The 21189-nt window shown below is 52.5% G+C and carries 28 protein-coding genes; 26 read left to right on the forward strand and 2 right to left on the reverse strand.

Annotation, left to right across the window (positions count from 1 at the left end; all coding sequences use genetic code 11):
- The first annotated feature begins 1 nt into the window (after position 1).
- The 12 genes from NQ842_RS04215 (at position 2) to NQ842_RS04270 (ending at position 12055) form a co-directional block, all read left to right on the forward strand.
- Positions 2-223: a hypothetical protein gene (locus NQ842_RS04215; protein WP_023619976.1), complete on the forward strand. Its 222-nt coding sequence runs from the start codon at positions 2-4 to the stop codon at positions 221-223.
- Positions 224-409: 186 nt separating this feature from the next.
- Positions 410-934, forward strand: coding sequence for a hypothetical protein (locus tag NQ842_RS04220; RefSeq protein ID WP_257256527.1), 525 nt, complete (start codon positions 410-412; stop codon positions 932-934).
- 161 nt (positions 935-1095) lie between these two features.
- On the forward strand, positions 1096-1344 hold the full coding sequence (locus NQ842_RS04225) for a DUF4258 domain-containing protein (protein WP_072052087.1): 249 nt from the start codon (positions 1096-1098) through the stop codon (positions 1342-1344).
- Positions 1341-1607 carry a hypothetical protein gene (locus NQ842_RS04230; protein ID WP_257256528.1) on the forward strand — a complete coding sequence of 89 codons (267 nt, stop codon included), beginning with the start codon at positions 1341-1343 and terminating at the stop codon, positions 1605-1607. The genes NQ842_RS04225 and NQ842_RS04230 overlap by 4 nt, the downstream gene beginning before the upstream one ends.
- Positions 1608-2339: 732 nt before the next feature.
- Positions 2340-3017 (forward strand): hypothetical protein, encoded by a 678-nt coding sequence (locus tag NQ842_RS04235; RefSeq protein ID WP_257256529.1) that lies wholly within the window; start codon positions 2340-2342, stop codon positions 3015-3017.
- A 356-nt stretch (positions 3018-3373) separates the two neighbouring features.
- A complete protein-coding gene (locus NQ842_RS04240; protein ID WP_257256530.1) occupies positions 3374-3733 on the forward strand; it encodes a hypothetical protein in 360 nt (119 codons plus the stop codon).
- Positions 3734-3956: 223 nt separating this feature from the next.
- A complete protein-coding gene (locus tag NQ842_RS04245; protein WP_257256531.1) occupies positions 3957-4586 on the forward strand; it encodes a response regulator transcription factor in 630 nt (209 codons plus the stop codon).
- Positions 4583-7771 (forward strand): ATP-binding protein, encoded by a 3189-nt coding sequence (locus NQ842_RS04250; protein ID WP_257256532.1) that lies wholly within the window; start codon positions 4583-4585, stop codon positions 7769-7771. The genes NQ842_RS04245 and NQ842_RS04250 overlap by 4 nt, the downstream gene beginning before the upstream one ends.
- Before the next feature lie 62 nt (positions 7772-7833).
- Positions 7834-8262, forward strand: coding sequence for a DUF1090 domain-containing protein (locus NQ842_RS04255; RefSeq protein ID WP_014833354.1), 429 nt, complete (start codon positions 7834-7836; stop codon positions 8260-8262).
- A gap of 63 nt (positions 8263-8325) precedes the next feature.
- Positions 8326-10440 carry a fimbria/pilus outer membrane usher protein gene (locus NQ842_RS04260; protein WP_257256533.1) on the forward strand — a complete coding sequence of 705 codons (2115 nt, stop codon included), beginning with the start codon at positions 8326-8328 and terminating at the stop codon, positions 10438-10440.
- A gap of 137 nt (positions 10441-10577) precedes the next feature.
- The gene (locus tag NQ842_RS04265; protein ID WP_083020579.1) at positions 10578-11261 is read left to right on the forward strand and encodes an outer membrane protein; all 684 of its coding nucleotides are present in this window, start codon (positions 10578-10580) and stop codon (positions 11259-11261) included.
- A gap of 260 nt (positions 11262-11521) precedes the next feature.
- Entirely contained in the window at positions 11522-12055 is a 534-nt protein-coding gene (locus tag NQ842_RS04270; protein ID WP_058661840.1) for a serine O-acetyltransferase, read from the forward strand.
- Positions 12056-12606: 551 nt separating this feature from the next.
- Here the strand turns inward: NQ842_RS04270 and NQ842_RS04275 are convergent.
- The gene (locus NQ842_RS04275) at positions 12607-13641 is read right to left on the reverse strand and encodes a tyrosine-type recombinase/integrase (RefSeq protein ID WP_046887376.1); all 1035 of its coding nucleotides are present in this window, start codon (positions 13639-13641) and stop codon (positions 12607-12609) included.
- Complete coding sequence (locus NQ842_RS04280) at positions 13641-14216, reverse strand: phage repressor protein CI (protein ID WP_023619965.1); 576 nt, start codon at positions 14214-14216, stop codon at positions 13641-13643. The genes NQ842_RS04275 and NQ842_RS04280 overlap by 1 nt, the downstream gene beginning before the upstream one ends.
- Before the next feature lie 132 nt (positions 14217-14348).
- Between NQ842_RS04280 and NQ842_RS04285 the strand changes: the two genes are divergently transcribed.
- The 14 genes from NQ842_RS04285 (at position 14349) to NQ842_RS04350 (ending at position 21186) form a co-directional block, all read left to right on the forward strand.
- Entirely contained in the window at positions 14349-14612 is a 264-nt protein-coding gene (locus tag NQ842_RS04285; RefSeq protein ID WP_014833350.1) for a hypothetical protein, read from the forward strand.
- 32 nt (positions 14613-14644) lie between these two features.
- Entirely contained in the window at positions 14645-14983 is a 339-nt protein-coding gene (locus tag NQ842_RS04290) for a DUF5347 domain-containing protein (RefSeq protein ID WP_014833349.1), read from the forward strand.
- Positions 14984-15050: 67 nt separating this feature from the next.
- Positions 15051-15278, forward strand: a complete 228-nt coding sequence (locus tag NQ842_RS04295) for a DUF2732 family protein (protein ID WP_014833348.1) — start codon at positions 15051-15053, stop codon at positions 15276-15278.
- Entirely contained in the window at positions 15278-15499 is a 222-nt protein-coding gene (locus tag NQ842_RS04300; RefSeq protein ID WP_014833347.1) for a TraR/DksA family transcriptional regulator, read from the forward strand. Before NQ842_RS04295 ends, NQ842_RS04300 begins: the two co-directional genes overlap by 1 nt.
- 1 nt (position 15500) lies before the next feature.
- On the forward strand, positions 15501-17462 hold the full coding sequence (locus NQ842_RS04305) for a replication endonuclease (protein ID WP_257256535.1): 1962 nt from the start codon (positions 15501-15503) through the stop codon (positions 17460-17462).
- A gap of 109 nt (positions 17463-17571) precedes the next feature.
- Positions 17572-18012, forward strand: a complete 441-nt coding sequence (locus NQ842_RS04310) for a DinI-like family protein (protein ID WP_014833345.1) — start codon at positions 17572-17574, stop codon at positions 18010-18012.
- A gap of 165 nt (positions 18013-18177) precedes the next feature.
- On the forward strand, positions 18178-18381 hold the full coding sequence (locus NQ842_RS04315; RefSeq protein ID WP_063427239.1) for a tail protein X: 204 nt from the start codon (positions 18178-18180) through the stop codon (positions 18379-18381).
- Positions 18372-18593: an HP1 family phage holin gene (locus tag NQ842_RS04320; protein WP_014833343.1), complete on the forward strand. Its 222-nt coding sequence runs from the start codon at positions 18372-18374 to the stop codon at positions 18591-18593. The genes NQ842_RS04315 and NQ842_RS04320 overlap by 10 nt, the downstream gene beginning before the upstream one ends.
- On the forward strand, positions 18577-19086 hold the full coding sequence (locus tag NQ842_RS04325) for a lysozyme (RefSeq protein WP_257256537.1): 510 nt from the start codon (positions 18577-18579) through the stop codon (positions 19084-19086). The genes NQ842_RS04320 and NQ842_RS04325 overlap by 17 nt, the downstream gene beginning before the upstream one ends.
- Complete coding sequence (gene lysB / locus NQ842_RS04330; protein WP_248060398.1) at positions 19083-19496, forward strand: Rz-like lysis system protein LysB; 414 nt, start codon at positions 19083-19085, stop codon at positions 19494-19496. Before NQ842_RS04325 ends, lysB begins: the two co-directional genes overlap by 4 nt.
- Positions 19396-19641, forward strand: a complete 246-nt coding sequence (gene lysC / locus NQ842_RS04335; RefSeq protein WP_257256538.1) for an Rz1-like lysis system protein LysC — start codon at positions 19396-19398, stop codon at positions 19639-19641. The genes lysB and lysC overlap by 101 nt, the downstream gene beginning before the upstream one ends.
- Positions 19604-20071 carry a phage tail protein gene (locus tag NQ842_RS04340; protein ID WP_046887380.1) on the forward strand — a complete coding sequence of 156 codons (468 nt, stop codon included), beginning with the start codon at positions 19604-19606 and terminating at the stop codon, positions 20069-20071. The genes lysC and NQ842_RS04340 overlap by 38 nt, the downstream gene beginning before the upstream one ends.
- A gap of 126 nt (positions 20072-20197) precedes the next feature.
- On the forward strand, positions 20198-20839 hold the full coding sequence (locus tag NQ842_RS04345) for a phage baseplate assembly protein V (protein ID WP_038420637.1): 642 nt from the start codon (positions 20198-20200) through the stop codon (positions 20837-20839).
- The gene (locus NQ842_RS04350) at positions 20836-21186 is read left to right on the forward strand and encodes a GPW/gp25 family protein (protein WP_046887381.1); all 351 of its coding nucleotides are present in this window, start codon (positions 20836-20838) and stop codon (positions 21184-21186) included. The genes NQ842_RS04345 and NQ842_RS04350 overlap by 4 nt, the downstream gene beginning before the upstream one ends.
- The last annotated feature ends 3 nt before the right edge of the window (positions 21187-21189 follow it).

The raw sequence follows: 21189 nt of genomic DNA on the forward strand, positions 1-21189 counted from the left end.
TATGAATAGTAAAGATCGTTTAAAAATAGTAATTGCAAGTGATGTCGATTATGAGAATCTAATAGCTGAGATTTATCTTAATGACGAGTTTATTGCTCTTTTACAACAAGAAAATGGTGTGGATGATCTAAAAGTTGAATTTGCATCTAATATTAATTCAGTAAACTTTGACTGGCTTCAGAATGCGTTAAATGAGGCTAAGAGAAAATTGTTAAATCAGTAAAAGAAGATCCCGCCTTTAGTAGCGGGATCTTCTTTTTACCCGTCAGCCCTTAACATCAAAGGGTAAATGAAAAACAAGGAGAATGTCTGTGCTTTTACGACTGAGGATTGCTTTAGCCATTACTGATAGTGGGTACTAAACCCAAAATGGTTCGCCTGAACACTAAAAATAAGGATATTAAACTTTATGAAAAAACTGTTGATTACATTGTTTATATTTATGACCGTTGGATGCTCATCACCAGGAAAGCATGGTCTGTTTTACGAGTGGACACAATATAAAACAGGGGTGGAAGTTGAAGTTGTCAGTATGCCAAAATGGAAAGGAGGTGTAGATGCCATCCTGCGTTTGCAAGATGAGGGTAAATATGCATCGATGGTTATTTATAATGGTGGAAACGTCGAAAGCCACTTTGGTTACGTGACAAAAGACAATGTTCAGACATGGATTGATTTGTATGAGGGCTTTTTGACGTGGGAGCCAAAAGATGTAACGCAGAAAGTAAAGTTTACTATTGAAGATAATGTTTCATTATTTGGTAAAAATATATATGAAGTTGAGTATAGTGTAAAAAATAGTCGGAAATTATTCTTAATGAATCATTATAATGCTCACTATTTTATTTTTGATTACACGAATCAAGCTGTCGATGAAGAGAATGTTAAAAGGTTGTTGGATATTTATCTCGGCTTAAGAAATACTTTGAAATAATATCCCACATTCACATGCCGCAAAAATGACTCTTTATTGAGAATAATTCTCTAAAGAGCGTGATGTGTGCGGAAACCCCTTGGGATTGTCGTGATAACCCGCTGATTGAAGGTGGAGGATCCAGAGGTGCTTACAATCCTACTGGTAGAAATGGTAATCCCATGAATACCAAAGGTTCTAACTCGCCAGCAGCAATTGGAGAGCGAAAATATTCAGCTCATACAGTTGATCGTATGCAAGGGCGCGGTGTTCCGCCTTCAGCAGTAGAAAATACTATTAAGACAGGGAATACTTATTCAACAAAGTCCGGAACTATGGGGTACTACGATGCAACAAACAATCTGCGGGTAATTATTAACTCTAATACAGGCGATGTTGTAACAGTAATTCCAGGAGCACCGACAAAATGAATGATCGCTTTTTATATGACCAAGTTAAGGCTGTTTTATTACATGAGTGGGATCCTTTAGGTATCAGCGACCTCATTGAGGCCGATGATGAATATGATGCATATGTGCAGCCTATCTGTGATATGTTATATGCGGGAAAAGAAATCGAAGACATTTTTCACTATCTACATTGGGTTGCTACTGATTATATGTGCCTGAATGTAAATAGTGATTTAGAGCGTAGAGTTGCCGAAAAGTTATTTTATTTGCCAAAAGTTCACTAAAAAATGAAAGCTCCCGACTGTCGAGGTGGGAGCGTTATCAGTAGTTACGTTTACATACAATGCCCGCTGCTGGCGAGTTGCTAACAATCATTCATGTCGATACTTGGGTTTACATTAAATGGTTATAGAAATTAATAGCCCTATAAATATTACTCTTGACGTAATGGAGCTTGACGAGAATATTCCCTCCATGAAGTTTAGTGTAACTATTCGGGTAAGGAAATTTTGCTATAGCTGCGAGGTAAACTCTCAGTTCTGGATATAATATCAGGAGTTTGACAGGTTTATCGATAATATGAAAAGGGGTGATGTAGCAATACTTAAAGATATGAACCATTTTTTCGAGTTGCGGGTATTTTCTTCTCAAGGCTGGCTAGAATGGTCATGCGCCAAAGAGGATTTGGAGGGAAATGTTACATCCTTCCAGGGAAAGGAAAAACTAACTGAAGAATCAACGCGCACTATATATGAAGCATTTAGCGACTATCCTAAATTGTGGTAACCAGGAAGCTCCCGGCCTGTATGTCGGGATCTTCTTTTTTAAACTATTAGGCTTTACTCGAAATTCCCGTATCTGCTCTGGATCACTCACAGATTGCCGAAATTTAACGGCAGTGGATATTGCAGTATGCAGGGGAACGCCGAATCAGGCCTGAACTAAGTACGAAAGAGCGGTAAGCGTAAGCATATAGAAGAATATTCTCCTTCATTATTTTATCTCAAGGAAAGAAAATGAAAGTAACAACATTCACAGTAACTACTTTACTATTCGTTGTAGCGCTAACGGGGTGTGCCAGCAAAATAAAGCCTGAAACAGTAACCTCTTCCAATGGTAGTTCAATTGAGATCATGGCTGTGTCAGCACAGGCAGATCTTAATAATAACCGTATCGCAGATAATTCACTACGCGTAGTTACTCCGACTCATAACGCTGTAGGAAAAGGGTTGGCCGTTTTGTCTGTGTTAACCGGAAATATAAAACCCAGCAGTTTTGATAAAGAAAATTATAAAGGGGAAATCATCGAGTCGATCAAAAATCCTACTGATACCTACCTCGCTCAAGGTGCAAAGAAAAGTATCAGTAAGTGGATGGACTCCCAATCCAGCGGGTATGTTTATAAAGAACAACTCAATATTGGCCATGCTACCTGGGCATTGATTTTTAAAGATGCTACAGCAACCGCTCCCGTTTATCAGTTGAAATATAAGGTGCTTTTCTATAAAAAACCTGAGGGTGGGAATATGTTTTCCGCGTATACTGTAGCTGAATGTTCCCCCGTTCCTGTGGAAGCGAATCTGTCAGAATGGGAACGTGATAATTATAAGAAGGTGGCTGTTGAAACCCAGAAATATATGGATGCGTGTATCCTCGAATTAAATAATCAACTCCCGCGCTTGCTGAAGAAATAGCATTTGTATAAAAACAGTCCCGGTTTTAAAACCGGGATGTTATCTGTATGAAAATTCGCTTTTGATAAAAATAATTATGGGAATGGCGAAGTAGCTTCGGAAAATATTTTTGAACAATATCATTGAATGATCCCTACCTCCATGCTGGAAATCCTATATCAATTGTTACATTTACTCTCATTACACGTTGCGGGGCTTGTTCGCAGTTGTCATTCTGATTACCCCGCCCCCTATGCCCGGTTTACCATAAAATTCCTAAAATGTGTAATTTGCCAGCGACATCACTTTATCCTGCTCTGGATTGTTCATCTTCCATGTTAAAATACGTAGCAAACAACATTGTTAAAGGACAAACGATGAAAATGAAGCTTTCCCTGTTTTGCGCAAATACAGGTTTAAGTAAAAAGGACTTTCCCTTATGGTCAGATGTTTACGATGCGCTTCATCAGCTCAGGACGAATACGGGAAGCGTTAATATTGTAGATGTTGATAATCAAAAAACGCTCAGCATCCATTCGGATGGTATGCATTTCCTGCTCTCATTAATTAAGGGTAAGGATGATAAAACAAACATACAAAGCATCCAGACTGCTTTTTTTGAAAGGAAAGAAAGTGCTGTTCCGCCTGTTTTCCTGAGTCACTCTCATGACCTGATAAGTGATTTCGAGTTTGTGACTGAGGTTTGCAGATCCTTTTTCATCACAGGACAGGTTTAGCGTTTTGCTGCATTAAAACCCTCCTGTAATATCTGGCATTAAAATTCCCAACCCATTTGTTTAAATCATTATGCCTAATGAAAAGTAGGTTGTGTTCGCGTATTCCGTATTTTTTCTGAATTATTCTCAAACCAGACAAACCTTGTCCTGATTCAACACGTGGTAGGCTATGGTGTACAGCGTGTAATGGAGCCGTTAATGCCTCAGGAAAGAATAAACACCAATGACAAAAATACTGCTTGTGGATGACCATCCGGCAATCTGCTTTGCGCTCAAGGTGCTGCTGGAAAAGAATCCGGATTTTATCGTGACGACATCCTCCGGCGAGAACCTGCTGGCGCTGCTGCATCGGGAACAGCCGTCGCTGCTGATCCTCGACCTGGAACTCAAAAACGCTGACGGGCTGGATCTTCTCCCGCGTATCAAACACCACTTCCCTGCGCTCAGGGTGCTGGTTTATACCAACCAGCCTGCGGGGATCTACGCACTGCGTACGCTGAAGGCCGGGGCGAGCGGGTTTATCAATAAAAGCCTGGCACTGGAGCGCGTCGAGCCGGTTTGCCAGCTGCTGCTGGACGGCTATCACTGTTTCCCGGAAGAGACGTTCATGAAAATCGTCGAGGCTACTGAAATAAAACATGATACCCGGGCGCTGCTGGCGAGTTTCTCCGATCGTGAAATCGCGGTGCTGAACTATCTGAAGCAGGGCAAAAGCAACAAGGAGATTGCCGACCGGCTGGCGCTCAGCAACAAAACCATCAGCACCTATAAGGCGCGAATGATGAAAAAAAGCGGCTTTGCGCATTTTGAACAACTTTTCGATCTTATTGATACTTCAGAGCCAGAGACGTGAGAGCCGTTACCTTTATCCTGCTTTTTTGTATTGCCTTTACCGTGTGCGCCGCGCAACCGGGGGAATCCCTTCGCCTGCTGGCGCGTAGCCATGAAAAGGTGATCGAGCCGGGACTCAGCGGCAGCGAATGGCGCTGGGTGCGCGAACACCGCAAAATCCGTCTGGCGGTCTGGGAGCCGATGATGCCCCCTTACGACATCACCACGGGGCTGAACGATTACGGTGGTATCAATGCGGATTTCACCGGGCTGGTGGCGGAAAACCTCGGTCTGGAGATCGAGGTGGTGCGTTATCCCACCTATGACGATGCTTTGTCAGCATTGCGGGCAGGTAAGGCGGATTTTATGCCTCAGGCAGGGGGTAGCCAGCAAAAACAGGGGCTGTTGCTGAGTGTGCCCTACAGCGACAACATCCCTGTTGAAGTGGTAAATACCGATGCCTCGCCCGATGAGCCGGTGAAACGGATCGCCGTTTCGCCTGTCTACAGCAGCAGCGACGTGCTGGCCCGTTATCCGGGGGCTGTCATTGTGAATTTCTCCTCCACGCGGCATGCGCTGGAGGCGCTGGCGTTTCGCAAAATCGATCTGTTCTTCAGCGATGCGATCACCGCGCGCTATCTGGCGAGTCAGTCAAATTTAAGCAATCTCAGTATTCGTCCGGTGGCGGACACGTTCGAGGCGTCGGGATTCTCGTTCGCTGCGATGCCAAAGATGGCGGTCTGGATCGCGATCCTCAACAAGATGCTGATGGCGCTGCCGGAGAACGCGGGCGTGGAGATCCACCGTCGCTGGAGCGGGGGGATCCCGCTCTCCCTGAGCGAAGAGCCACCGCGTTACACCTCGCTCGAACATAAATGGATCAAAGAACATTCCCGGATCCGCGTCGCGGTGGCGCAGGATAACGCCCCCATTGCCTTTTTCAACGAGCGCGGGCAGCTGCGCGGCATCCTGGCGGATCTGCTCACCGCGCTCCGCCTGCGTACCGGGTTTACCTTTGAAATCCGCCGTTATCCCAGCCAGGCCGCCGCCTTCAGGGCCATTAATCGCGGAGAGGCCGAGCTGATTGCAGGTGTCACGCAGGAGGGGATCTGGCAGGCGGATCTCCTCACTACCCGAACCTGGCTGTATAACTCCTGGGTTATGGTTGGACGCGCGCTGCCGGGCAAGGAGGCGCTTCAGCCCCGTGTGGTGAGCCTGCGCGGTGAAGCGCCTGATGGCTGGCTTGGCCGACAAAACAGTGGGCAGACGGCGAAGGTCGATACCTGGTGGCAGGGTTTTAACAGCGTGGTGAAGGATAAAAACGACATGATGGTGGTGCCGCTGATCATTGCCAACGCCCAACTCACCCGCAAAGAATTTGCCTCACTAAAAATTCTCGCCAGCATCGATGCCGAACCGTTGCGCTTTGCCTTTGGCGCATCGCGGCAGGCCTGGCCGTTGATCACCATTCTGAATAAAGCGCTGATCAACATCCCGCCGGAAGATCTCCATGCCCTGACGCGCGGCAGCAATACGGGCAATGCGTTTGCCTCGGTGTCGACGTCGGCGCTGTCGATAACGTGGTTGGTGACGTTCACCGCCGCCGGTCTGGCCTTGCTGGCGCTGGTGGCAGGATGGATCTACCGTCGGCGGCGCATCCAGCAGGCGCGCATCCGCAAGCTTATTCAGACGCTGCGTGCGGCGAAACAGCGCGCAGAGCGAGCCCGTCGGGGAAAAAGCGCCTTTCTGGCGACCATGAGCCATGAAATTCGCACGCCCGTCAGCGCCATTATCGGCATGCTGGAACTGGTGATGAAACGTCCCGACCATGCCCCGCAAAACCCGCAGTCGATACGGGTCGCCTGGGACGCGGCGCAGTCGCTGTTGCTGCTTATCGGGAATATCCTGGATGTGGAGCGTATTGCGTCCGGCCGTCTGGTGCTCCGCCCGGAGCGCGCCTCGCTTCGAAACCTGATTGAAGGAACGGTGTCGCAGTTTGAGGGGCTGGCGGCGCAGAAATCATTGAAGCTGCTGCTGGAAATGGATACCGCCCTGAAGGGGGACGTATTGATCGATGTGATGCGTTTTCGCCAGATCGTCACCAACCTGCTGGGCAACGCCATTAAATTCACCGACCACGGTCAGGTGATGCTGCGCGCGCAGCCGCAATGGCAGGACGGCGAGTTTATGCTGCTGGAGCTGGCAATAGCAGACACCGGCGAGGGGATTGATATCGCGACGCAACAGCGTCTGTTCCAGCCTTTTAGTCAGGGTGAGAGCCGTACCCGGGCGCAGGGCAGCGGGCTGGGGCTCTATATCTGTCGCCAGCTCGCGGACATGATGGAAGGGGATCTCACGCTGAATAGCGTGCAAGGTGAGGGGACGACGGTCACGGTGACGCTCAGGCTGCCCGTTATGGCCGCCCTGCCAGAGAAAGAGGCCGGGCATGCTGTCCCTTCCGGCAAACGCGCTGCGTTGACCATTATGGTGGTAGACGACAATCCGGTCGGACGGATGCTGCTTACCCAGCAGCTTGAGTGGCTGGGGCATGCCGTCATCCAGTACGACAGCCCGAAAATGCTGATCGAGCGCCTGGCAACCCGACAGCCGGACGTGGTGATCACCGACTGCAACATGCCCGAAATGAGCGGCTATGCCCTGTCGCGCATCGTCAATGAACGTTACCCGGATGTCACGGTGTTTGGCATGACGGCGGACGCGCGTGAATCCGTGCGGGATGAGGCGCGGGAAGCGGGCATGCGCGACTGTATCTTCAAGCCGGTCACGCTGGTTGCGCTGGAAAATCTGCTCGCCCCTCTTGCTCCATCCGAAAAATCACCGGATGCGTTACCTTGTTCCATCACGCTACCCCCAGCACTGCTGGACGGTGAGCATCTGGCAACGTTTCTGGATTTGCAGATAAGCGTGCTGGAGGAGACGCTGCGTGATATCGCGCTGTGGCGGAAGGACCCCGGTATACCCTTGAAGGACGCGCTGCACCGTCTGCGGGGCGGTATTCAACTGCTCGGTATGCCGGCGCTGGAAGCGCGCTGTCTGGAGCAGGAACAGGCTGCCGACAGCGGCGGCATCCGTCAGCTTGAGGAGGACATTCTGGCATTGAGGAGCGTATTACAGCGCTGGCGCGAGACGGGACTACAGCCGGGCGAGACCGTCCTACAGCAGAATGAGGACGGGCGTACAGCGTAAGCTTCCCCTCCATCGGGGTACGCTTTTAGTCGGGGAAGTTCACATATAAAGGAGATATCCCGATGAAAAAACTCGTATCCGCACTGGCCGTTATCGCATCTGTTGGTATGTTCACCACCGCCCAGGCGGCAGAAAGCTGTTCTGCGAAAGCCGCGGCACTGGAAAAAGAGATCCGTATTGCCCAGCAGTACGGTAATACCTATAAGGTCAACGGCCTGAAAAAAGCACTGGCCGAAGTGAAAGCGCACTGCACCCCGGCAAGCGTACAGGCTGATGCGCAAAAAGAGGTGAAGAAGCTGGAGAAGAAACTGGCCGAGAAGCGTGAAGATATTGCCGAGGTTCAGGCAGATCTGCGTGAAGCGAAAGCCAAAGGCGACAGCAAGAAAGTGGCAAAATACCAGCGCAAACTGGCTGAAAAACAGAGCGATCTGAGCAGCATTCAGCAAGAGCTGAGCCGTGCTCGCGCTGCGCTCGCCTCCCTGCAGAAATAACGCTTTTTTGTAAAACAGGTGAGGGGGCGTGAGCCTCCTCACCTTTTTGCGCTGCCTGCCATCATGATGCGACTCCATCTTCTCTTTTTTGTGCTGCTTTTCGCCATGGCAGAGAGCCGCGCGGCCACCCAAAAGACGTGGGTGATCCTTAATAACCTCTACAAAGGGGCGATTTCGTTTGAGGTGTCTGCCTCGGGACCTTGCCTTAGTCAGCCTTTGATGGAGGAGTGGGGCGTGCGTGACGCGGTGCTTTCACGTCTGGTCTGGGATGCCAAAGGTTGCCTGACGCCGCAGTCTGCGGAGCAGTTCAACCTCAAATACTGGTACCGCCCACAAGCGCAACTGCTGACCCTTCTCTTCCCGCCAGACGCCATTAGCCCACAGCAGAACGGCGTCAGTACCAGTCGCTGGGATGATGGCATCAACGCACTGTTTATTAACTATCGTCTGGATGCGGATAACAGCCAGGCGCAGTACGACTGGGAGCATTCCGGTACTGACGCCACGCTGAGCCTGGACAATGGCCTTAATGTGGGTCCCTGGCGTTTGCGTTATCAAAACACCTTCTGGCGTGAAAAAGAGGGGCAACACGGTTCGTACACCAATGCGATGTCGCTCTGGCGCAGCATCACGCCGCTGCGTTCGCGTGTGACCCTGGGCGACGGCAATACCTCTTCAAATATGTTCGACAGCCTGGCGTTTCGCGGTGCATCACTCGCCAGTGACGAGGCGATGTACCCGGATAGCTGGCGACCCTATTCGCCCTGGATCAACGGCTATGCCCGCACAGAGGCGGAAGTCACCATTCATCAGAACGGGGTACGTGTTTACCGTATTCATGTCCCGCCCGGGCCGTTTACCATTCGCGATTTTTATCCGCCGGACCCAAACGGCAACCTGGAAATGACGATTCAGGAGAGCGATGGTACAGAGCGTACCCGCCTGCTGCCCTATTCCAGTATGCCCAATCTGGTGCATCAGGGACTCTTTAGCTACGAACTGGCCGCCGGTCGGTATAAGCCTTTTCACGGCATTGACAGGGACAAGGATCGCTTCTGGCAGAGTACGGTCTCGTGGGGGATTGCACGGCAGGTCACTGTGTTTGCCGGGCTGCAGCAAGGGGAGCACTATTTCAGCCAGGTCGCGGGTTTTGGCGCTAACCTGGGGCTGTGGGGGGCGTTTTCCGGCGATGTCAGCGCGGCTCGCTATTCGCAAGAGGCGGAGACGCTACGGGGCAAGGTGTGGCGTCTGCGCTATGCCAAAGCGTTCTTCACTACCGAAACCAGCCTCACCGCCCAGCTCCAGTGGTATCCACGTGGTGAGCATTACCGGTCGCTGGAAGAAAAAATTACGCGGGCGGAATTGCTGAGGTACGGCTGGGACGATGACGTCACCCGGCGGGCGCTGCGTGGACAGCTGGAGCTTAACCAGAATTTTGGTGAGGATTCCAGCCTGAGCCTGTCCTGGCACGGGGTGAAGTCACGTGAACCTGACGCGGGCAACACGGGGGCGACACTGAGCCTGAATACAACCTTACACAACGTGGATGTAAGTGTGTACGGCGTATACGAGCGCTACGGTAAAAACCCGGATGAAACCACCGTGGGTATCAACATCAGCGTGCCTTTATCCCTTTGGGGGGCGACGAGTAATGTCGGTTATATCACCGAGCTCGCCAGCCGGGGGGAAGATAGCCATGGGGTGAATGTGTATGGTTCAGCGTTAAGTGATTACAGCCTGCGTTACGATCTGCAGGCGACGCATACCGTACACCGCAATGATGAGCTCTCTGCGAATCTGGGCTATCAATACAACGCGGGCGAGCTGAACCTCAGTATGGTACGCGGGGGAACGCGCCGCGATTATCATGCCGACACCAGCGGCAGCATTCTGGTGCACGCTGACGGCGTGACGCTGGGTCAACAGCTCGGCAGCACCGCTGCGCTGGTGGACGTGCCGGACTCGCCGGGCATTGGCTTCTATAACCAGTTTGGCTCCACAACCAATGCCAGAGGTGAGCTGCTGGTGAGTTACTTAACGCCATGGCGGGTGAACCGCATTACGGTCGATAGCCTGAGCTTGCCGGAAAACACCGCGCTGGATGTGACGGAACTGGAATCGGTGCCCACCGATGGCGCGATCGTCCTGCTGCGTTTTCCCCAACCGGTAACGGATTGAAATTACAATAAACAGGATGAAAAGCGGGACAAATCCCTACGTAAAATTACCAGGTTAAACGCGTATTCATCCTAATAGTTTGCCCTTTCGGGACTGCTTATGATTCGTCTCACTGACTGTTTTTCAATGGAGTGTAGATGAAGATGAAAGCAATTTTAATTGCCCTGCCTGTGGCGATGATCCCGGCTACCGTTCTGGCGGCAAATACGGAAGAAGGGTATTACGGCTCGGCAAAATACCTGCAGATTGAACAGCGTGCGAAGGAGATGGATACCAGCGCGCGTCCGGGTGTCGGACAGTTTGTGGGCGGTAAAGAGAAAGAGCATTTTGGCGGCGCGGCGATTGCCGCAGGCTACCAGTTCGGTAACGGCTGGCGCACCGAGGGTGAATACACCTTTAAACAAAAGACGGAGTACACCAGCGGCTCCAGCACATTCGCGAACAGCTTTAACCACCTGCAGACCGAAACAGAACGTCTGATGCTGAATGTCTACCGCGATTATGAACTCGGCTACGGTGTCTCTGTTTACGGTACCGCAGGGCTTGGCGTGAGCAAGATCAAAGCGGGCGGCTGGCAGGGTAACGCCGGACGTGAATACGCCTCGACCACCCAAAGCAACCTGACCTACGCATTAGGAGCGGGCGTAAGCTACACGCCGGTTGAACGTCTGTATGTCGATTTGGTTTATCGCTATATCGATATGGGCAAGATCGAAAGCGGATATAACAATTTCACTAACGCGCGCGGCTTAAAAGATGAGCAGATGAAAGCGCATATTGTCTCTAACGAATTTACGCTGGGTATGCGTTACGTGTTTTAACCTGTTGTGGCTGTCACTGCTTTAAAACAGGGCCAACACCGTGGGAGTGCGGGGTTGGCTTTTTTATTGCGCAGGTGTGGCATGTTGATTGACCGAGCCAGATCAGTAACCGTTGCGGATGATGAGGTCGGTGAAGACCGCCTGGCCTTTTTCAGTATAACTCACTCATTTTGCAGACCTGCAGTAAATATTGATATAATCGCTTGACTTGACGTCTGGCGAACTTGATTAGCAAGTCTAAAAAAAGAGATTTTTAATTAATGAAATTTTCACAGCTAAAACGATTCTGGCATGTAGAGATTATTGGTCTTGAAAAAAAATTTTCTTTTCTGCGCCTAATGACACGCCTAAGGAACAAACCGGGTTTGAAATATGTTTTTTGGTGGCGACTGGCAAGTTATTTGTATGAGAACGGCCACCGCCGCATGGCCTATCGTGTCCACTCACGCATCAAGAGTAAATTTGCTTGCGATATTATGCTCGGTGCAACTATCGGTGAAGGGCTAACTATCGCTCATCATATTGGTATAGTAGTGACAAAGCGAGTGCATGCAGGAAAAAATATGAAACTTACCCAAAATTCTGTTATTGGAAGCAGTGGAAAAGGTACACAGGGTAAGATCGTCATTGGGAATAACTTTTATCTGGGATCGAATAGCTGCATAATTGGCGACGATCTGAAAATTGGCGATAATGTTACTATTGGCGCAATGACATTCATCAATAAAGATCTCCCGGATAACTGCCGTGTTTATACAAAAAAAGTAACAGAGATTGTAAGCGTGTCGGTATAAGAGTAAAGCAGACTGGGAGGAATGATTGTTTCACTAGCTTGCTCGGTTGAATTACATTAAACCCGCAGGAGCGGGTTTTTGTCTCGTTGACCTATAACCCATTCCTTCCTCCATCTCATTTTTATCACCAACCCGCGTAAGCGCATGCTGGATTATATAAAATCAAAACTGGAACGTGTATCTATGTTTTGAAGTCAGTCTGCGCGCAACTTTTTCGGAATTATATTTTAAGTATTTTCATGGTAGTGAGTAACATTGTCTGGTTTATCCTTGTTGACATAAGAAAACTTCTTTTTCCCTTTAAGTTTTCGGGGAGTTAAAAGTCAAAAAAGCGCGAAATGCATCTTTGGGGCTAAACCCTGCACAAAATGCGATGACTTTGCTTAACGTTGATAGCAAATGGTAGGGATTAAACGGCAATAATTTCAATTTGGTATTCGCATCTGGACTTGAACCAGCGACCAAGCGATTATGAGTTCCTACCAGAACAACCATAAATCAACGCATTGCGTGATTTATCATTGACATACTTTGCCACTGTTTGCCATCAATTACCCATTATTCGCCATTTCTACCGCCACTTTATCGCCACTCATCGCCAGTGGGTTGAGCTTAACGGCATCCTCTAAATGATCAGGTGCAAAGTGCGCATACCGCATAGTCATTTTAATATCCGTATGCCCAAGCACCCGCTGCAAGACCAGGATATTCCCGCCATTCATCATAAAGTGGCTGGCAAAAGTATGGCGCAGAACATGGGTCAGTTGCCCGGCGGGTAACTCGATACCTGTCCGTTGCAGCGCAGAGCGGAACGCACCATAGCAATCACTGAACAAACGGCCATTTTTGTTATCAGGCAGAGCGTCATAAAGGGCTTTGCTGACAGGAACGGTGCGGTTTTTTCGCCCTTTGGTATTGATATAGGTGATTTTGTACTTCGACAGCTGGCTTTTTTTGAGCCCTTCGGCTTCAGACCAGCGTGCGCCCGTGGCGAGACAAATCCTGACCACGTTTTCCAGATCCGGGTTGTCATGACGCCGACACTCGGCCAGTAACCGGGCAATTTGCTCCTGCGTCAGCCAGGCCATTTCCATCTCTTCCGTGCGGAAAGGGCGCATATTTTTCAGCGGATTTTCGCCTTTCCATTCCCCCAGACGATTCAGCTCGTTGAATACCGCCCGGAAGTAGGCCAGCTCAAGGTTAAGCGTGCGGGGAGAAACTTCTTTTACCCGGGCAGAACGGGCGTATTCGCCTTTTAGCCGCTTTTCCCGGTAGCGGGAAAACATCTGCGCATCGAAATCCCTCGCGAGCGGTTCGCCCATACACTCAAAAGCATGATGCATCGCCAGCTGGCGTTTAAGACCGTCTTTCAACGTAATGCCGTGAGCGCTATACCAGGCGTCAATCAGCGCTTTTAAGGTGCGGCGGTCCTCTTTTTCCTCCTGCCATGGGTTTTGAACGGTGTACTGTTCAAAGGCCAGCGCTTCGCCTTTGGTGGCGAATTTCTTTCTGATGCGCTTACCCTTTGCCCCGTTGGGGTAGATCTCGCAAAGCCAGCCACCGGCAGGATTTTTACGGACCGCCATCAGTTAACCTCGCTGTAGACACCCACCACACGGCCAATCGTTTTTATCTCGTCGATACCGCATTCAAACGGGATTTTTCCGCCCGCGACGTGGAGTTTTTTACCCGGCAGGAGCGTCAACTCGCGGATGCTGGTGGTGCCTTCAATCTCAACCAGCCACAGCCCGTCGGTTAACGATGCGTCTTTTTCAACAAAGTGAAGTTTTCCCTCAGCCCGGACGGCGATGCCGCGGGTAAGTTGTTTGCTGAAGAAATGGGAGTCGATACTCAAAGTAGTATTTTCTTCCAGTCGACCATCACTAAGAGTGAACGACGCGACAGATACAGGATCGCCCGGCGCAGGCTGACCTTCAAACTGAGAACCTTGCCCGGTCATTAGCCAGCGCAGGCTGGCGCCCGTATCCAGGGCGCACTGCACGGCGAAGTCATAAGAGATAGTGCCGCGTGCGTAGCGGTTCTGCAGCGAGCTGGCGGCAATATTGAAGTGCCGGGCAAGCTGGATTTTTTGCGTAAAACCATATACCTGACAGATTCTATCGAGCAACTCTTCATTATTCACTTGAGAATCTAAAATCAAAATATATTCCTTTGGGTGTTTACTAATACTCAATTGGGTATTAGTATCATTGCAAATTCGGGCAATCAGCGGCAGACGTTGGCAAACAGAGGCTAAAGATTGCAGTCATTATCAAAATGGGAATCATGCAACATGGCTTCTGAAATCGCAATCATCAAAGTGCCAGCCCCTGTGGTGACGCTGCAGCAATTCGCCGCGCTGGAAGGTGTTTCTGAGCGTACTGCCTACCGCTGGACGACCGGCGATAACCCCCGGGTCCCCATTGAGCCGCGCACTATCCGCAAGGGCTGCAAAAAAGCAGGTGGCCCCATCCGTATCTATTACGCGCGCTGGAAAGAGGAGCAGCTACGTAAGGCGTTAGGCCATTCCCGCTTCCAGCTTGTTATCGGTGAATAATTCACGTTGCGGGAAACGAAGCGAGGGGCGATATGGCGATAGAAGCTGCTCAGGCAAGCGTTCCGCTCAGCGTCGGGGCGCGTCTGTCCGGACTTAACCACGTGGCTGAACTGCGCGCCAGATTCTGGGGCGATAGCGAGAAAGAGCTGACGCGGTTTTTTGCAGCGCTGCGTGATAAGCGCGATCCCTGTTTTGCAGAGAACACCCGCGCGCTGGCTGCCATCTTCTTCCTGGCGAAATTACCCGCTACCCGTCATGCGTGCGAGATCGGTGAACTGACGACTGACGAGAAAAGGGCGCTGATTACCGCCATGAACCATTTTCGTGCAGTCGTGAGCTTATTTCCCGAACGGCTGACCCTGCCGATGTAACCCCACCCAAACGTAATGGCGTAAACCCGCCGGGCATTCTATTGCCTGAATGTAAGGAGAACGAGTAATGCGAAATAGCGAAAACCGCACGTCCCCGATCGAGGGAGAAAAACTGGTACGTCTGCTGGCGCAGGCAAAGACCGAGGAGCGAAGAGCACGTGCGCTCGCGGTTTCACAGCGCCTTGAGGCGCTGGCCAGCCACATTTACAAAACCGGTATGAGCGGTGAAGACGTGGCTGAACTGCTGTGCCACGAAGCGGCCCGTTACGAGCGTGAATCCCAGGAGCTGCACTGATGGCTGATTTTATCGATCTGGTGCAGGAGCGTGAACTGGCAGAACGCGAGCGCCACATTAACAGCGCGCGCCGTCGACCTGTGTCGCCATCGCGTTTTCTCTGCGAAGCGTGCGACGCCCCGATCCCCGAGGCACGCCGTATTGCCGTCCCCGGCGTGGCCATGTGCGTTACCTGCCAGGAAATGACGGAGCTGAAAAACAAACACTATCGGGGAGGGTGAATTGGCTATCTCCTGTGCTTATCCGTGGAATGCGCCACGGACGGCCATTGCCAGCCCCTATCTCACACACTCTCAACTGCAGCGTCGCGATCGTCTGTTCGCGGCGCTGCTGCAAGCCAGAAAAGCCCTCTCTCTGCAGCCTGAATGCGTCCGTTCCGAAGTGTGGCGTACGGTTGACGCCATCGAACAGCAGCAGGGCACGCCGCGAGCCAATGCGTTTCTGATCCGCTTCTGTAAAGGGGTCTTACCGCGCCTGCAGCGGGTTGCTGAGCAATACAGCCGGGTTGGCGTGCACGAGAGCGTCTCCGCGGCGGTTTTTGATGGCCACTTTGACACGCCGCAACTGCAATACCTCGCCTCGCGGATGGTGGATATGGTCGCCCGCTTCAACCGCCTTCCGGATATGTCCCGTGCGGATATCGATCTGCTGGGGGCTGACATCGCCCGCTTTATTCGCGCCGAGCTGGCAAATATGGACGATGCCGGCATGGGTGAATATCAAACGCTGCATGCCTGGTATCAACGCGCCGGTGTGATTACCCGTCAGTTTAATGTGGTCCCTCCCCACTGGGAGCGCGTGTCGAAAACCGTCTTTTGCAAAGAGGACATTGCCCCGGCGGTGATGCGCATGTTTTCAGAGGCCTGGTGGCGCGGTCGTCTGCGTCGGATGGCGGCCGCCTGGCGGGAGCATCTGCAGATCGCCATCGGTCACGTCAGCAAAAAGAAATCTGCCTATGCGAGCAAACGGTGCATCGCCGAGTGGCGCGAGCAGAAGCGCCGTACGCGTGAGTTCCTGAAGGGGCTGGAGCTTGAAGATGAAGAGGGTAATCGTATCAGCCTGATTGAAAAATACGATGGCTCGGTGGCTAACCCTGCAATACGCCGCTGCGAACTGATGACCCGTATTCGCGGGTTTGAAAATATCTGCCATGAGCTGGGCTATGCAGGCGAGTTCTACACCTTAACCGCCCCCGCTAAATATCACGCGACCGTGCAGGCCGGTTACCGTAACGGCAAGTGGAACGGCGCCAGCCCGGCAGACACGCAACACTACCTTAACCGGCTCTGGGCGCGCATCCGGGCGAAGCTGCACCGGGAGGGGATGCGTATTTTCGGGATCCGTGTTGCTGAACCTCATCATGACGGTACGCCCCACTGGCATATGCTGCTGTTCATGCAACCGGAGGATGTCGGGCGCGTTAGACGCATCATGGATGACTATGCCTGCGAAGAGGATGCTGCTGAGTTACAACGCGACAGGGCTAAAAAAGCCCGCTTTCACGCCGAAGCCATTGACCCGGAGAAGGGAAGCGCTACCGGCTATATCGCCAAATATATCGCGAAGAATATCGATGGCTATGCGCTTGAGGGCGAAACTGATGATGAAAATGGCGAGCTGCTGAAAGAGACCGCTCCCGCCGTTTCCGCCTGGGCGGCCCGCTGGCACATCCGTCAGTTTCAGTTTATTGGCGGTGCGCCGGTGACGGTCTACCGGGAGTTGCGCCGTCTCACCGAGCGCGAGACGGCGTATGGCCTGAGCGTGGAGCTTGCCGCCGTGCATGACGCGGCGGACGCCGGAGACTGGGCGGGGTATGTGAACGCCCAGGGCGGGCCGTTTGTCCGTCGTGACGAGCTGCAGGTACGTACGCTCTACGAATCGAAAGAAGAATATAACCAGTACGGCGAGGAAACCGTCTGTATCCGCGGGGTCTACGATGCGGCCGTTGGGGCCGGGTCACCGGTGTTAACCCGCCTCAAACAGTGGAAGATTGTCCCGAAGCGGGCCGTTGACCTTAAGGGCGCCACCGCGCCCTCTTGGAGTTCTGTCAATAACTGTACGCCGGGCGATTTTTCTCAACTGCACCGCCACCGCGAATTGCCCCCGCCATTCCAGGAAAAGACCCGTTCAATCCTTGAACGTACCGGGCATTTAACGCGTCAGCTGGCCGCGGTGATGCGCTAATCTCCATCGATATCATGCACATACCGCATACGGTTCTGATTTTTTGCTTCACTCTTTTTATGAATACGTGCTACTGTATGTTTATACAGTATCTCGTGGTGGAGGTTGTGTGGACAGAGAGTTGAATGAGCAAGTCATGATTGAACGAGTCGAGATGATTGCGCGACTGACGACAGAAGGAACATGTCAGGAGAGAGATCGTGAAATTGCCCTGAATCTTATTGCTGAGATAGCGAGAGGGAATTTAATCAAAAACAACGCGTTTACCGTTGTTTTCTCGGCATCGCCTGTTCCGGAACGAATCAAAAAAGAGAGCCATGTGCGGGTAAATATCACCCTCGATAAAGATCAGCACATTGGTCCGTCGGTGGTGGAAGCCTTCCAGTGCGAACTCACCCGCAGGATAAGGCCGCTGTTCCCGTCAACGCGGGTGACGGTGAAAGAAGGCTCCATGACGGGCGTCGAGCTGCTGGGCATCAACGGCGAGGCCGAGCGCGAAGCGTTAGACAACATTCTTCGGGAAGTCTGGGAAGACGAGAGCTGGCGCTAGCGTCTGCCCTTTCCCCGGCAACAACCTTCATTCAGATTTGAGCCGCGTTCGGTCGTACGCGGACAGCCTGTTGTGCCCGCGATTGTCCATCCGCCTGCGGTAGCGGAAAGGGCGCTGGCTCTGGAAACTCTACAGTACCTGGAAATCCGGATGTTGGAGTGTCTGATGAAGATCTATGCAATGCAGGGAGATACGCTTGATGCCATCTGTGCCCGTTATTACGGGCGCACGGCAGGCGTAGTCGAACCCGTTCTGAAAGCCAATCCTGGCCTTGCTGAGTGGGGCGTTGTTTTACCCCATGGCACGGCAGTAGACATGCCAGAGGTTGATAGCGCACCCAGAAAAGAAACCGTGAACCTATGGGACTGAGTCTGGAGAAAGTCACCACGTTTATTGCCTACTGGCTGGCCGTGGCGCTGGCCTGGTTCGGGGCGATGTCTCCTGAAAAAGTGGCGCTGTACGTGGGAAGCCTCTGCGCCATTTTTACCGCGCTGACGAATTACTGGTTTAAGCGAAAAACCTGGCGCTATCTCAACTCTCTGGGCCTCGATAAGAAGAGTATTCGTGAACTCAATCATTAAGCGTTGCAGCGTCGCCAGCGTCCTTGCCCTGGCGGTGCTCATGCCTGACTTTCGATTACTGCACACCTCGCCTGAAGGGCTGGCGTTAATTGCCGATCTCGAAGGCTGCCGTCTTTCACCCTACCGCTGTAGCGCGGGCGTATGGACGTCAGGCATTGGCCATACGGCAGGCGTTGTACCGACGCAGGCGATCACCGAGCGTGACGCGGCGGCGAACCTGATCGCCGACGTTCTGAATGTTGAGAAACGGCTTGCCGCATGCGCGCCGGTGGAGATGCCACCCCGTGTCTATGACGCGCTGGTCAGTTTTGCCTTTAACGTGGGAACCGGTGCCGCCTGCCGTTCGACGCTGGTGGCGTTTATTCATCACAAACAGTGGCCGCAGGCCTGCGATCAGCTGACCCGCTGGGTGTATGTCAACGGGAAGAAGAACGCCGGGCTGGAAAACCGTCGGGCCCGTGAAAAGGCCTGGTGTATGCAGGGGGCGGGATGAGAACTCTCCTGCTGATGCTGGCTGTGCTGATGGCCATTACCCTGTGGTTTCGTCATGACAATCAGAACCTGTCCCGCGCCTTTGCCAAAGCCAACCAGATCGCCACTGAACAAAAAAACACGATTAACGCGCTGAACCATCAGCTGGCCGTATCGCAACGAATGGCCAGAGAAAATGAAAACGCGCAGGTCAGGCTCCGCGATGCGCTTGCCGTTACCGCTGAGGAGATGGCAAGGCGCGAAGCGGCTATCGGGAGATTGATGAATGAAAATGAAGAACTACGCCGCTGGTATCACGCTCAGCTGCCTGATGTTGTCCGCAGGTTGCACACCCGCGCCGCCTGTGCCTCCGCCGCACATTGTTTACAACGCTTGCCCAAAGGTGAGCACCTGCCCGATGCCGGCAAGTGAGCCTGTCACAAACGGCGATCTGAGTGCCGATATTCGCAGGCTTGAGCACGCCCTTATCGCCTGCGCCTTGCAGGTTGAAACCATTAAAGACTGTCAGGATAAACTCGATGCACAAACTCAAAAGCCTGCGTCAGGCATTAATTGACGCTGTACCACAACTGCGCGCAAACCCGGAGCGCTTACAGATGTCCGTCGGAAGCGGTAACATCGATGCGCGTCTGGCGGCCTCGCTCTCGTTCGAAAAACAATATGAACTGAAGGCGAACGTCAGCGGTTTTTCCGGTGACAGCGAGGGGATTTTCGTCCCGGTGCTGGCCTGGCTTCGGGAAAACCAGCCGGATATTTTTACCCTCGATGAGGGACGAAAAAAGGGGTATCTCTTTCAGGTTGTCTTAAATGACGATGAAACCTCAGATATCAGCTTCAGCCTGCAGTTAACCGAGCGGATTCTGGTGTCCGAGAATGAAGGGACCTTGCTTGCCACCTATTCTCCGGAGCCGCCGCTGCCAGAACCCGTCACGCGTCCGATGGAGTTATACGTCAACGGTGAACTGGTCAGCCGGTGGGAGGCCTGACGTTCCCGTGCTGATGGCCAGTCCGCAGCCCTGTCGGCTGGCCAGACGGCACCACAGCTTGTTGTTTCATCCCGCATAAAACCCCGCCTCGTTGCTGCCGATCGCCCTGAGCGGCATTCTCTTCTTATGAATACGCTAACTTCCATGCACGGCATCGCTCGCGCGATCCGCAATCTTATTCGTCTCGGTGTTGTGACCGATGTCGACCTCAAACGAGGGCTCTGCCGCGTCCAGTCCGGGGGAATGAAAACCACCTGGCTGAACTGGCTGACCTGCCGCGCAGGCCGCTCGCGCGTCTGGTGGGCACCGTCCGAGGGTGAACAGGTCTTGCTGCTGGCTATCGGCGGTGAGCTGGATACCGCCTTCGTGTTGCCAGGCATTTTCTCTGACGACCATCCGGCGCCGTCTGAGTCGCCTGACGCGCTCCACGTCTCGTTTCCTGATGGGGCGGTTATCGAATACGAGCCCGGCAACGGTGCGCTGACGGCGACCGGCATCAAAACGGCAACCATCACCGCATCGGAATCGCTGACCGCGACCGTTCCGGTGGTACAGGTGAAAGCAGAGACCCGTATCACGCTGGATACGCCTGAAGTGGTGTGTACCAACAAGTTAATTACCGCCTCTCTGGAGGTGCAGAAGGGCGGCGTGATGGCCGGAAATATTGAACATTCCGGCGGTAAATTCACCTCGAATGGGGTGCAGGTGGACAACCATGCCCACGGCAGTGTGCAAAGCGGCGGAAGCTGGACTAAGGGGACGCAATGACGGTGCGCTACACGGGAATGAACAGTCAGACCGGGCTCAGCATTTCAGAGGCGGAACATATCAGGCAAAGCGTGCGCGACATTCTGGTTACGCCAGTTGGCTCACGTGTTATGCGCCGGGAGTACGGCTCCTTGCTGGCGGCGATGATCGACAGGCCCCAGAGTCCGGCGCTGCGCCTGCAGATTATGGCCGCATGTTATTCCGCGATCCAGAAATGGGAACCGCGGATCAGCCTGACGGCGATTGCTTTCGAACGGTCGGAGAGTGACGGGACGCTGTATGTCGATATCACCGGCACGCGACCGGCTTCCGATCGCTCCTTTTCTCTCACCATTTCACTGAGTTAAACG

The sequence above is a fragment of the Enterobacter cloacae complex sp. R_G8 genome, assembly GCF_024599795.1.
In the GTDB taxonomy this organism is placed as follows: Bacteria; Pseudomonadota; Gammaproteobacteria; order Enterobacterales; family Enterobacteriaceae; genus Enterobacter; species Enterobacter dissolvens.